Source organism: Olivibacter sp. SDN3, assembly GCF_014334135.1.
GTDB lineage: Bacteria > Bacteroidota > Bacteroidia > Sphingobacteriales > Sphingobacteriaceae > Olivibacter.
Map to the genome: position 1 here is coordinate 5,006,979 of NZ_CP060497.1, position 12,794 is coordinate 5,019,772.

A 12,794-nucleotide genomic window follows, 5' to 3' on the forward strand; every position below is an offset into this window, starting at 1 on the left:
ACAGACAGCCAATTAAAATCATTCAAATAGACTTATTGTATAGTCGAGCAGTTCCGCCCCTCCCAATTTTCCATGCCCAGGAACAACTACTGATGTTTCAGGATACTTTGCTTTCACCTTTTTGACTGTTTTCGCCCATTCTTCCACATTAGCATCTTCTAAATTTCCCTTGGTTGCATTTATCTCCTTTATCAAACAACCACCAAACATGATTTTTTCTGTTGGAAAATAGCCTATTATATTGTCTCTCGTATGTCCTTCCCCAAGAAATTCTACGTTCACCTTTTCATCGCCTACATTCAGTTCGAGAAACTCTTCGAAGCTATTTTGTGGCAGAACTATTTCCTGCTCTTTTGCCAAGTCTATAGTACGTTGATTTGCATAGGAAGGAACGCCATGACTATGAAAGGCCTGTAAGCCACCTAAGCAATCGTCATGAAAATGCGTTGCAACAACCGATTTTATCTCCGCTTTCAGTGATCCTTTCACCCAATTTATTAATTCTTCCGAAGCTTCATTATCTGCTGGTGTATCAAAAACTAGTGCTTGACCATCGTCTAAAACGATCATTCCATTGCAGGCAACTTTCCCAAAGCTTTCGGAGTTAAAGAAAGACATATGTGTGTAAACATGATCTGAAATTTTATCAATGACTAAATTGTCTGACACATATTGCTCACCTTCTTCCTTAACTTTTGAAAAGTTACAACCACAAAAAATACTTCCGACAACTAATAAGAACAAAATCTTCTTCATACCTCTTTTTTTTAAACTAGATGGATAAAAGTACATAAAATCGACAAATTATTCGGTGCTTCGTAGATAAGTATTATTTAATTAATAGGCTCACCAACTTCATCTTATCTTTTAGTTATTTAACATGTAAACTTGCATATATAATCAAGATTATATAATATTGCAACATGTTTGTATATATACCAAAAAGGTAGCTACTCTACCAATAGACCTTTCGAATTCTATTCTTCTTTTTTCTTTGGGAGATATTTCTGTTGTTGATTTTTACACATAACAATGGATTCAATTGGATAAAATTGAGAGAACTCAACGAGTGCCTCCTGTCGACGAGTCAATATTGATCTATTTTTATCAACACATTACCTTGAAAGTGAAAAGAAACAGAGAGATCTATAAAACACTACTAAATGGATTATTAGCTTTAAATTAACACCTATAACATTGTTTAAAACGATTACCCGCAATGGAAAAGACTTCCCCCTCCTCTTTCAATAGTTACCAGATACTAGTCATAGCTATATTAGCCGTCACGCAGTTCACGGTAATTCTGGATTTCATGGTCATGTCGCCCATGGGGGATCTGATGATCAAGTCGATGGACATGGACGCAAAAGCATTTGGTTTAGCGGTATCTGCGTATGCGTTTAGCGCTGGAGCCTCAGGATTGTTGACAGCCGGTTTTGCTGACAAGTTCGATCGTAAAAGACTGCTGTTATTCTTTTATGTCGGCTTCATTATTGGCACCTTTCTATGTGGCTTAGCAAACAGTTTGGTAACATTAATTGCTGCGCGCATCATTACAGGACTTTTTGGTGGCGTTATTGGATCTATTTCTATGGCAATTATCACCGACCTATTTTCACTTGCGCAGCGAGGTCGTGTTATGGGCTTTGTACAAATGGGCTTCGGTGCGAGTCAGGTTCTCGGAATACCTATCGGTTTGTACATAGCTAATAAATGGGGATGGGAAGCGCCATTCCTAATGATTGCCACAGCTTCTATTTTTATCGCATTAATCATTGCCCTGCGCTTAAAACCTATTAAACAGCATCTTGGTATGCAACAGCAGCAAAAAGCCATTAGCCACTTGTGGCATACATTAAAGAACAAACATTACAAGGTTGGCTTCGCTGCAACAGCATTCCTTTCCATCGGTGGATTTATGATGATGCCCTACTCAACGGTATTTGCTGTAAACAACTTGGGTGTAGATCACGAGCAACTACCTCTTTTATTTATGGTGTCTGGTGTTTGTGCCTTAATTACTATGCCAATTGTAGGACAGTTAAGTGACAAAGTGAGCAAGTTCAAACTTTTTGCAATAGCCAGTATATGGCTTATGATGATTTGTGTAATATACACCAATCTGTCAATTACTCCTTTTTGGCTGGTCATTTCACTCAATATCTTGATGATGATTTCTATTATGGGAAGAATGGTACCTTCTTCGGCTTTAACGAGTGCCGTTCCACAAAAACAAGATCGAGGGGCTTTTATGAGTATTAATGCTTCTCTACAACAGATAGCTGGTGGTATTGGAGCGGTGATATCCGGTTTGATCGTTTATCAACAAGACAAAACAACTCCTTTGATGCATTATAATTACGTGGGATATACGGTGGTGGCCATAACCATTATTAGTATCTTGATGGTAAGACGAGTGGATGGTTTGATTAAAGCACAGTCTGTAGCTATAGATGATAATCTGCCTCGAACATCTAGTTAACAGTATTATGACACGTCTTCAAGGTTGACGTGGCCCAATCCCCCCCTTCCAATGTCGTTTTCACATCCCTCACGGAAAGGATTAGCTGTGTATATTTGCTATATATACTATAAAACAACTGAACTATGAAGAACTTAATTTTTCCATGTCTTTGGTTTGACGGTAAGGCAAAAGAAGCGGCAACCCTCTATTGTTCGCTTTTCAATAATTCGAGTATCACCACAGAGACCGAAATGGTCGTAAACTTTAAATTGAACGGACAGCTCTTTATGGGTCTGAATGGCGGCCCACAATTTAAACCAACTGCGTCAATATCATTTTTTGTTACGTTTGAAAATGATCATGAGCTTGAAAGAGCCTGGAAAGGTCTTGCAGACGGCGGCTTTGTTTTTATGCCATTAGATAAATATGATTGGAGTGAAAAGTATGGTTGGGTACAAGACCAATTCGGTATCTCTTGGCAATTAAGTTTAGGGAACATAAGGGAAATAGGACAAAAACTTGTTCCCCTACTAATGTTTTGTGGAGATTATCAAGGAATGGCGAAAGATGCGATAGATCATTACGTTTCAATCTTTGACCAGTCTAAAGTAGATATGATAGCTACGTATAAACCAGAACAGGTAACGCTCGATGCAACAATTGTACATGCTCGTTTTTATTTAGGGAATAATCTATTAATGGCGATGGATAGCAATGTACCGCAGCCGTTCACTTTTAACGAAGGTATATCGTTGGTTGTTGATTGCAAGACGCAGGAAGAAATTGATCATTATTGGAGTAAACTTAGCGAAGGTGGCGAGGAAAGTATGTGCGGCTGGCTCAAGGATAAATTTGGCGTATCATGGCAAATTGTACCTACCGTCTTGCATGAGCTCATGAGCGATGCCCAAAAAGCACCTAAAGTAATGCAGGCCTTTATGCAAATGAGGAAGTTTGACATAGAGGGTCTCTTAAGAGCGACAAAAGCATAACGTAGCCATGTGAAAGGGATAAGTATTTACCAGTCTACTTATCCAGGTAAAGAGCTGGATTCATTTCCGGCAGTTTTACCTTTAAACAAGACTATAAAAACAACTAATACAGCAGCGGCTATCGTTGCCGGGTACATCCATAACTGCCACCAATAATTCGTTACGTCCTTTGCTTTCAAGTACTCACCAATATAGCCTGCAATCCAGAAACCTATCAACATCCCTACACCGTACATGGCGACCGTAACTAAACCCTGCGCGGAAGATTTATATTGTTCACCAGCTATTGTATCGGTATAGATTTGCCCTACTACAAACAGGAAGTCATAACAAACACCATGAAGAATTATCCCTAATATAAGCATAAATGCTAAACTATCTGCATCGCCATAAGCAAATAGCAAGTATCTGATGACCCAAGCAGTGATACCGATTATAATCATTTTCTTATATCCCAATTTACGAAAGAAAAGGGGCACCAATAACAAACACAATGCCTCGGAAAACTGGCCCAGTGCCATTTTAGCTGTTGGATTTGGTAACCCAATAGCGGTTAAAAATGGATTAGCATTTTGATAGTAGAAAGACAAAGGAATACAGATTAAGATCGCTGTTATGATAAATATAAAAAAATCTCTTCTCCTCAATAGACGGAGCGCATCCAGCCCAAGCAACGTAGTAATATTCTTTGATGCTGTTATATGCTTAATAGGAGGTGTTGCGGGAAGTGTAAAGCTAAATATTCCCAACAATAAGGAAAAGAGTGTTCCCAAAAGGAAAGTGTTTCCAAGCGCACCCATTGCGATCGCCTCCTGTTGATCCCAATGGAAAATATAACTAATCGCTACGCCTGAAGTAATCCACCCGATAGTTCCCCAGACACGAATAGTCGGAAATTGTTTCTTAGCATCAGGTAAATGCCTGAATGAAATCGCATTGCTTATGGCCAACGACGACATATATGCAATAAAGTAAACCAGTACATAAGGATAAAAACTTGCTGCGCTCGTAGAGCTGTACATCATATACAGTAAAAAAGCTCCAAAAAGATGCAATACACCCAATAATTTTTCAGCATTGATATATCTATCTGCTATAAGACCGATAAAAAAAGGAGCAATTACTGCTCCTAAAGACTGCGTCGAAAAAATATTAGCAGTTTCGAGCCCAGTAGCCTTTAAGTTAGTTGCAAGGTAAGTTCCAAGTGTGACAAACCATGCGCCTTTGATGAAATATTCCAAAAACATCATCAAAGACAGTTGAAAGCGTAACGTAAAATCCATAGAAACATAAAGCTACACAAAAAAATTATTTCAGGTCACACAAAATGTTCTGCTTACAACAATTTGCAGTGCTTAGATAAGGCTTAGACAGGCTCGTTGTTGTGTTACGGTCAATGAAACAATATTTAATAATAATAAGCATATACCTAAGTTTTTTTAGGTATATGCGCTATAAGTACCCAATAAGTAAGACAAATAATTTACAGCTGAATAAAATAAAACAGGGATAACCTCAGCTACACTCCAGTGAACCTTGAACGGGAGAAGGATCGGCTGCGTCGCGCTGGTCGTTCACACAACGGCAGCAGCCACCCCTATATGGGAGGCGCCAAACAATAGAAAACCCGACGATGAGTCGGGTTTTCTATTGTTTGGCGGAGAGAGAGGGATTCGAACCTTTCAAACAAAATCATGATCAATCGTTCTCAATACTCTTAAAGAAAAGCTTATAAGCATCTTTAATGTAGTATTATGCTTGGATTTATTTGGATTTGTCTGGAAAAATACGCTACCTTTTTTGCTACCATATTGTTTTTAGGTAGCAATTGTTTATCTTTGACGTGAGTTTTAAAAAGCAATATTATGAAAGGTACTACACGCCTAAACCTCCGCCTTGACAAGGTGAGAAAAGACGGCAAATGCTCTCTGGAAATCATCTATTCAGTCCGGGGTCAGCGTAAATACATCTACCCTGGTATTAGCGTTTTCCCTGAGCAATGGGATGACAACAATCAGCGCTTTATAGCTATCGATAAAAAGTCGGCTAAAAAGATCGCTCCCAACAGACCCTATTACGAACTATCAGATCGTGACGACATCTCCACCTTTGAAGGAGTCATCTCAGACACTTTGTTACAATTGGACAGAATCGAGAAGAGATTTGAGGTCAATGGCGAGGCTTTTAGCGCAGAAATGGTTACTGGAGCATTCAAGAGTAGTAAGCCGGGAGCGACAAAAAAAGAGTCTTCTTCCAAGATGGTATATGACTTTATTGATAAGTACATTATCGAAAATGCACCAAGTAGAGCCAAGGGCAGCTTAAGTGTTTATAAGGCGCTAAGAAAGCATTTATCGGCCTATGAAAAGCATACAAGAAAAAAGATACGTTTTGATGAAATGAGCTATTCTTTTATGCAGTCTTTCCATAATTTCTTGATTGAATACGTAACAGACAAAGGAATAACCCTCAACAACATCACCATAGCCAAGCAAATAAGTACGCTTAAGACTTTTTTAGGTTATGCAAGGCGACATAATATCCATATTTCGGATGGATACCGAGATTATAAAGTCACCCGTCAAAAACTTGAAGTTATAGCTTTTACTGAACGGGAATTTCTCTCACTATACAGACTTGACTTATCTGACGGTACAAACAAAGCTCCATTAGTAATAGATGACGAAGGAAATGTAACAAGATATATTTCATACGATGCTTTGGCGAAAGTGCGCGATGTATTATGCTTTAGTTGTACAACAGGGCTTCGCTATTCGGATCTTGAGCAATTACGCAGAACACATATAAAGGAAACAGAGATCAAATTGACGGTTAAAAAAACACGTGAAATGTTGACCATACCACTTAATGGTTATGCTTACGAAATACTATCCCGTTACAATCACCCATTGTATCCGCTGCCTATCATCAGCAACCAGAAGTATAATCTTTACATAAAGGCCTTATGCCGACTTGCCGGCATAGATGATACGGTTGAAATTATCCGTTACAAAGGCGCTGAAAAAGTTACTATTGAATATCCTAAATATGAATTGATTAGCTCTCATACCGGACGAAAAACATTTTGTACATTATCACTGGAGCGTGGTGTACCCGCAGAAACTGTAATGGCTACAAGTGGGCACACGGACTATAAATCATTTCAAAGATACGTTAAGGTCACTGAGGAGCGCAAACGCAACGAAATGCAAAAAGCATGGGGCGCTCCGAAACATCTTAAAGTGGTCAACGAATAAATTTTTCAGATATTTGCTATCAAAGTGTTATATAATGGAACAAAGAGAGCTTAAAAAGCCGAGAAAAGCCGATAAGGATATTGCAGCCAGATTCAAATCATTCCGCCTAAGCAAAGGCCTAACGCAAGGCGATATTTCCGGAGATACAAGCTATAGCCGTAAATATATCAGCGAGATCGAGCGTGGCGTAGTTTCGCCAAACACAGACCTTGTTACAAAGATGTCAGATAAATATGGATTAAATGCCGAATGGCTCACTACAGGTAAGGGTAAAGCTGATAGCAGGTCCAAAATAGACGAATCTTCTAATGAAAATATATTAGCCAAGGTAAACAGGCTAGAAAGGGAGCTTACCGATATTAAGGCGCTGGTTGTCAAGTTGATTGATAAGATTTAGAATGTTGCAGAGAAAAAACCATTTAGTTACATAGCAAATATTTTAACATTTTTCTGATAGTAAAATTTTGTTTTGAGAGTATTATTTTCTTTATATTGCATCATTAACTAGACCATGACAATACTAGAATCAAGACTTCCAAGATCTTTTGCTAAAGCTTTGGTGTGGATGTTTTGTATTGTGACTGTAGGCTGTGTGCAAATTGGAATAATTCTCTTTCTTTCTTTGTTTTCTAATGCGGTTGGATTGAACTTTATAAAGATAATAGAAGAGGGTTTTCTGTTGCTTCTTGGTATATCTATCGTGTTCAGCGTTTGCTATGAGTTTTATATGGAAGCTAAAATTAAAGCGAATAGATACCTTCATGTTGCAATAGTGATTGTTACGTTCGGGATAATACTTGTAGCAATGGGTTCTTACGCTATAGCTTATTTATCCAATGCACTAAATAGCACTCTTAATTTCAATTTTGAGGTGTTTCAAAACATACAGATGTTCTTATTTGTTTCAAGTATATGCTGGACAGTTATTTTAAAAACGGCCATATATTACGAATCTTATTTGAATAGTAAAACAATTAAAAAAAGTTAGGTCATGGAGATGTTGATATATTTTTTATTAGGATTGCTGACGTCAATATTTATTGCCGCATCGTTTATTCTATTTAAACGATTGTACAAGGAAGAGCAAAAATTGTACGATATTGAAGAAGCAAAATCTCTTGACAATATACAGCTAATTAAAAGATATATAGAACTGAAGAAATTTCATATACAGTTTGATGCGCACGTAGATGATTCCTTCGAAATATACGTCAAAAACCTATATTTGCACGCCTCTGAAGTTAACGAGCAAAGAAAAAAAACTCAGAATATAAAGAAAACCCATTTAATAAAAGATGTAATCACCCCTAAAAAGTTGGAATATCATTATGAATTTAATTACAACTAATTACTAATGTTATCATCGGAATATAGGATAATATCAATAGAAAACAACAGCCAAAGCATAAATCTGCCTGACTGGTTTATTGATGATTACGATAAGTTTAAAAAGGAGGTAAAAGGGAAAACCTCGTTTGGTATTGGCTTTAATATTGAAAAAAAAATTATTTCTATCGAAGTTACAATTTCATACCATATAAATGTTAATGACAGTGATTTAGAGTTGTTTAGCGTGAAGGTAAACACTGGTTTCCTTATTTCTAATATTGATAAATACATTAGAAAGGGAGACGATGGAAATGTAATAGACAATACACTGCTATCCGAATTAACCGCCGTTTCCATGTCTCATTCCAGAGGTATTCAATCATTTTTAGTCAGTAATACAGTATTAAAAAACATGTTGCTTCCTAATAAATTACCAAACTTCGATTCTCCAGATTCATAATTACAGCTTATGTATTAATCCAACATACTTTACTGCCCCCCCTTTTTTTCCTTCAATTAACCGAAGCAATATTACCGCCTTCCGTCACACAACACATTACCGCCCGTTGTACCCTGTCTATCCTCATCAAAAGTGCTTTAAATTTAGATCCACGAAAGTGGGTGGTCTGGCCCGGTAACTCCGGGCTTTTCTTTTTACATAATGCCTATTTTAGATATTTTTACGTCCCCCTGCCTTGCCGCTTCCAATTCAAGTCTTTCCAGCCTCCAGTGTTTATTTTTACCGGATTGCCTCTTTGTTATCTTTTTTTCACCCAACCATCTGTTTACGTTGGCCTCTCCATATATCCTATAAGCCTCCTGCTTGGTCAGGTCGGGTTTTATAGCCCCCATTCGGGTAAGGACATCGACAGCCGTCAGCGTTGCTGCCACCTTGGCTATTATTTCGGCCTCCCTTAATGAGTATACTTTAGTTTCCATTATTTTATTTATTAATTGTTAAACTTGTTGCAATACTTATGGGCGTCGCGTTTCACGACACCCGGTGCTCTAAATTCATTTTTTGATGGCCACGCCAGCATCCATGTTGGTTATCCAATTATTGGGATCGTTAACACCTTCACTGAATCCGTCTACGAAAGACACACTACCGTGCAGCGCGGTTATAGTGCCTAAAATATACGTGACTTCATTTAGTGTTTTCAGATCGTCCAATGTTAAGGATAATGAATTGTTTTTTTGTGTACCAATTGATTTGATTTTATCCCTTGTTATGGCGGCTAAACCAGCTATTAACTTATCCAAATCACATTCGGACACCACAGAACTTACCTTTTCCCCAAAGCTCGTATAGGTCTCTTGAGATAATTCAGATAACGATGTTCTTTGATCACTCATGGCAGCTCCTTTCTTTCTTTACAACCTCCTTAATCCAATCGGCGCACATTCCTTCAAATTCTTTGATACCGGCCAGCACTTCTGAGTATGCATTGATTATGTAAGTGTTGCCGTCCGCAGAAGCGATCCGAAGCAGTTCAGAGGACTTCTTACGGTTGGAGCTAAAGAGATCTTTACATATAATTCTGGCTCTCGCGCTGGAAGCGATGGAAACCCCGCTTACTGATTCCGGTTTTTCGAACATTGGATCGAAAGCGCTGTTTTTTATGATTTTATCCAAATATCCGGTGTTCATTTTTTCGGAGCGCGAGAAGAAGCGTTCCAGCATAAACTTGGCAGAAATGAGAGTATTTACGATAAACATAAGACCTGCGCCGCTATCTATACGCCATTCGAGATCCTTTTCAAATTGATGTTCGCGTGAGTTTTCTTTAGTATCACTGGATATAAGTATCGATAAATAGCTAAATAGATCCATGAGTTCTTCTATCTCGAGAGAGTTGAACTTGGTCTGCAACGCCGATAAAGTTTCGTTACAATGCTTTACCTCAGAGGCCAGGTTAGCTGCGGTTACACCGTCAAGTTGTAGCATAGCCATGTCGCGAGATTCGGTCCTTGACTTCATCCCCGATGATCTTTCGGTATACCCCATAGCTTAACTATTAAGTGGTGTATAACTTTTTATATGGTAATAACATTCCGATATTGCACAGATAACATTGTTCAGGCTCTCTGCCTCATCTAGTGCATACGAGCAAAGCTCACTGTCTCCCTCATCACTGTATGACCCCGCTTCTATAAGCCGGTCACTCAAAACGGAATTGAGCGTTTGTAACACAGCCGGGACTTCAAGGGCGTTGATAACCGCGGCTATCGATTTGACCAGTTGTTCTAATTCTTGATTTCTGACGTCGATATTAGCGTCGTTTTTTGTGGATGCAGGTTTCGCAGTCCTGCTGATAATTTGGGTAGTTCCCATGATGACTTTTATTAAATAGCCGGGTCGCTGCGAAACACATCCAAAGTATGGAAAGTTTCGGTACTTTCACCCGATCGCCCGGCATTATAATTAATAAATTTTTTATCTGAATCTCTTCAGATGTGTTTCGCACTACAATAGTACGAACGGGAAACAATATTAGCAAATAAAACTTCAATTAACTTTAAGTGTGTAAAAATTGCTACATATATACATTATATCACAAATTTGTAGGATTATATTTCATAATATTTAACATTATTTCTTTATTGATATTGTTCTATCCTTACCTATATTTGTGTATAACTTACTTTTCGTTAGATATTTAGATAAAATGAGCCAGCGACTAGATCTATTGCATAATTTCACTATCCAGGACCTCTGTTACAAGATGCCTAAATCGGGCACCCAAATATTCAAATTGCTGCTTTGTAATAGGAGTGGTGTATGGGTAGATATATCGGGAGCCATCGAGATTGAGGGGAACGAAGGGTATATAAATCTAAAATACTCAATTAGAGGCTCTCAGCTGCACCAAACTATACGTCTGGCATCAATACCTTCTAATATCGGAAATAGCCGCGTGTGGTACTTTATATGTCCTTTCACAGGTCGTAGATGTCGGAAAATATATTTGTACAGATCATATTTCAGGGATCGGCACAATTTTGACCATATTTACAGATCTCAAACACTGACCCCTAATCAGAAGAACTACCTAAGGATTGCCGAAGCGGCCAATGAAGTTGATCGATTGACTACGATGTCCTTTGAAAAGAATTACCGAAAATTCTATTACAATGGCAAACCGACAAAATGGCTTAGCCCTATATTGGAGGCAAGATCAATGCTTGCTAACGTTGATAAAGTAGCTTACCAAAGAAGCGGTTATAAATACGGGTGGTTGCTTCTTACTTAATAAGAACAATCGGTCTAGTCACCCCTCCCTCCCTAAAATCGACCATGAAGAGTTTTGTAAGTCCATAAAAAAGGGCAAAACCTAACAAAACACAATACTATAAAAATCGATCGCAAAAAGTGCACGAAGAATTTTGCGAGTCCAAATATATAGCCGTCAAAGAGTTTTCCGCCTCCATAAAAAAAAGTGTCCAGTACGTCGGTTGAGTTTTCTAAATAGCGCTACGAACGATTTAAAGTATTTTCCGAGTCCATTGAAAAAGGTTCATGTTGAATTCTGCGAGTCCATTCATAAGGGCAAGGAGGTCGATTCCGCCAATATTCCCACCGCTACTAATAGCAAACCGCCAAACCGCCAAATTTCCGCCAATTACATTTTTTTATAACTAATTGTTTTTTAATGAATTATACTTTAAACCGCCAAACCGCCAAAACCGCCTATAAAAGCTATTTTCTATTATTATTATATAAATATAACATATACGGCGATTTATATACTATTGTTATTAAATGTTATTTAGTGGCGGTTTTGGCGGTTTTGGCGGAACTCCATTTAAAACACTGACAGTTAACTTATTAAGAAAACCGCCAAAGTAAAATCATTTTGGCGGTTTGGCGGAAACTGTACCATTGGTATTTACTTCTATGAAGCCGTTTAATATGCTTTAATTACTACCATAAAAGCTACCATATTTTTTAACTATCTATTTATCAAATATTTAAATACAAAATTTAAGAGAAATGTGGATTATAACCTACTTTTTTGACTTTACCGACCTTAATGTCTTAAAGTTATAAATTAACTATTCATAAATACAAATCCGAAAAGAATAATACATTTTATAACACTATATATCAATCGTTTACATACAAATCGAGTAAAAACAAATGTAACCTATAGGTTTATTAGTGAAACCACAATATCTTTGAATTATCAAAACATCACACGCTATGCTAGTAATTAATAGTAAAGAGGATTTTAAAAGATTGCTTATCGAATCTTTGATTGAATCAGGGATATTGAAGAGATCAGAGACAGCAACTAAAGATTTAGCTGTTGAAGAGCTTATTGACAATAACACACTGATGGAAAGGCTTAATGTTGCAAGGTCTACGATTATTGAGTGGCGCAACAAAGGTAAAATTAGGTACATGAAAGTTGGGGGAACGTATAGATATAACTGGAAACATGTCCTTGAGGATTTAGAAAGAAAGGGGGCATAGCATGAGAAAAGATCTAACCCCCGCTCTCAACTCAGAACATGACAAATATAACGAGGAGAAACTGATTTTCAAAGCGCTATATAAAAACCAGCCGGTTACTCGGCGTGAGTTATCTAATGCTACCAATATCGAGATAGCTTCTCTGTGCCGTGTATTGTTCAACTTAGTTTATTACACCGGGCAAGTGAAGATAGCGTACCGTAAAAAATGTCCGAACACTGGACGTACGGTTATGCATTTTGCTTTAAAAAATTGGGAGGGATAACAATGGCCGG

Annotated in this window: 16 protein-coding genes; 10 read left to right on the forward strand and 6 right to left on the reverse strand. The window is 37.8% G+C overall.

Features of this window, described 5'->3' with window-relative positions:
• Window positions 1–18 precede the first annotated feature (18 nt).
• On the reverse strand, window positions 19–756 hold the full coding sequence (gene bla / locus H8S90_RS21180) for a subclass B1 metallo-beta-lactamase (protein ID WP_187339792.1): 738 nt from the start codon (window positions 754–756) through the stop codon (window positions 19–21).
• 463 nt (window positions 757–1,219) lie between these two features.
• Here bla and H8S90_RS21185 point away from each other — a divergent pair, with 463 nt between their 5' ends.
• On the forward strand, window positions 1,220–2,482 hold the full coding sequence (locus H8S90_RS21185; protein ID WP_187339793.1) for an MFS transporter: 1,263 nt from the start codon (window positions 1,220–1,222) through the stop codon (window positions 2,480–2,482).
• A gap of 125 nt (window positions 2,483–2,607) precedes the next feature.
• Entirely contained in the window at window positions 2,608–3,456 is an 849-nt protein-coding gene (locus H8S90_RS21190; RefSeq protein WP_187339794.1) for a VOC family protein, read from the forward strand.
• Between the two features lie 38 nt (window positions 3,457–3,494).
• On the opposite strand, the gene H8S90_RS21195 is transcribed toward H8S90_RS21190, so the two are convergent.
• Window positions 3,495–4,739 (reverse strand): MFS transporter, encoded by a 1,245-nt coding sequence (locus tag H8S90_RS21195; protein WP_187339795.1) that lies wholly within the window; start codon window positions 4,737–4,739, stop codon window positions 3,495–3,497.
• A 582-nt stretch (window positions 4,740–5,321) separates the two neighbouring features.
• Between H8S90_RS21195 and H8S90_RS21200 the strand changes: the two genes are divergently transcribed.
• From H8S90_RS21200 to H8S90_RS21220, 5 genes are all read left to right on the forward strand, one after another.
• Complete coding sequence (locus H8S90_RS21200) at window positions 5,322–6,713, forward strand: site-specific integrase (protein ID WP_187339796.1); 1,392 nt, start codon at window positions 5,322–5,324, stop codon at window positions 6,711–6,713.
• A gap of 34 nt (window positions 6,714–6,747) precedes the next feature.
• Window positions 6,748–7,110 (forward strand): helix-turn-helix domain-containing protein, encoded by a 363-nt coding sequence (locus H8S90_RS21205; protein WP_187339797.1) that lies wholly within the window; start codon window positions 6,748–6,750, stop codon window positions 7,108–7,110.
• A 114-nt stretch (window positions 7,111–7,224) separates the two neighbouring features.
• On the forward strand, window positions 7,225–7,701 hold the full coding sequence (locus tag H8S90_RS21210; protein WP_187339798.1) for a hypothetical protein: 477 nt from the start codon (window positions 7,225–7,227) through the stop codon (window positions 7,699–7,701).
• 3 nt (window positions 7,702–7,704) lie between these two features.
• The gene (locus H8S90_RS21215; protein ID WP_187339799.1) at window positions 7,705–8,061 is read left to right on the forward strand and encodes a hypothetical protein; all 357 of its coding nucleotides are present in this window, start codon (window positions 7,705–7,707) and stop codon (window positions 8,059–8,061) included.
• A 6-nt stretch (window positions 8,062–8,067) separates the two neighbouring features.
• Window positions 8,068–8,502, forward strand: coding sequence for a hypothetical protein (locus H8S90_RS21220; RefSeq protein ID WP_187339800.1), 435 nt, complete (start codon window positions 8,068–8,070; stop codon window positions 8,500–8,502).
• A gap of 194 nt (window positions 8,503–8,696) precedes the next feature.
• On the opposite strand, the gene H8S90_RS21225 is transcribed toward H8S90_RS21220, so the two are convergent.
• The 4 genes from H8S90_RS21225 to H8S90_RS21240 all read right to left on the reverse strand — a co-directional run bounded on the left by H8S90_RS21225 (window position 8,697) and on the right by H8S90_RS21240 (window position 10,377).
• On the reverse strand, window positions 8,697–8,981 hold the full coding sequence (locus H8S90_RS21225; RefSeq protein ID WP_187339801.1) for a hypothetical protein: 285 nt from the start codon (window positions 8,979–8,981) through the stop codon (window positions 8,697–8,699).
• 75 nt (window positions 8,982–9,056) lie between these two features.
• Window positions 9,057–9,398, reverse strand: a complete 342-nt coding sequence (locus H8S90_RS21230) for a hypothetical protein (RefSeq protein ID WP_187339802.1) — start codon at window positions 9,396–9,398, stop codon at window positions 9,057–9,059.
• Window positions 9,391–10,023, reverse strand: a complete 633-nt coding sequence (locus tag H8S90_RS21235; RefSeq protein ID WP_187339803.1) for a hypothetical protein — start codon at window positions 10,021–10,023, stop codon at window positions 9,391–9,393. The genes H8S90_RS21230 and H8S90_RS21235 overlap by 8 nt, the downstream gene beginning before the upstream one ends.
• 30 nt (window positions 10,024–10,053) lie before the next feature.
• Window positions 10,054–10,377 carry a hypothetical protein gene (locus tag H8S90_RS21240; RefSeq protein WP_187339804.1) on the reverse strand — a complete coding sequence of 108 codons (324 nt, stop codon included), beginning with the start codon at window positions 10,375–10,377 and terminating at the stop codon, window positions 10,054–10,056.
• Between the two features lie 334 nt (window positions 10,378–10,711).
• On the opposite strand from H8S90_RS21240, the gene H8S90_RS21245 reads away from it, so the two are divergent.
• The 3 genes from H8S90_RS21245 (at window position 10,712) to H8S90_RS21255 (ending at window position 12,784) form a co-directional block, all read left to right on the forward strand.
• Window positions 10,712–11,296 carry a hypothetical protein gene (locus H8S90_RS21245; RefSeq protein ID WP_187339805.1) on the forward strand — a complete coding sequence of 195 codons (585 nt, stop codon included), beginning with the start codon at window positions 10,712–10,714 and terminating at the stop codon, window positions 11,294–11,296.
• A gap of 950 nt (window positions 11,297–12,246) precedes the next feature.
• The gene (locus tag H8S90_RS21250; protein WP_187339806.1) at window positions 12,247–12,519 is read left to right on the forward strand and encodes a helix-turn-helix domain-containing protein; all 273 of its coding nucleotides are present in this window, start codon (window positions 12,247–12,249) and stop codon (window positions 12,517–12,519) included.
• Between the two features lies 1 nt (window position 12,520).
• Window positions 12,521–12,784, forward strand: coding sequence for a hypothetical protein (locus H8S90_RS21255; RefSeq protein ID WP_187339807.1), 264 nt, complete (start codon window positions 12,521–12,523; stop codon window positions 12,782–12,784).
• Window positions 12,785–12,794 lie beyond the last annotated feature (10 nt).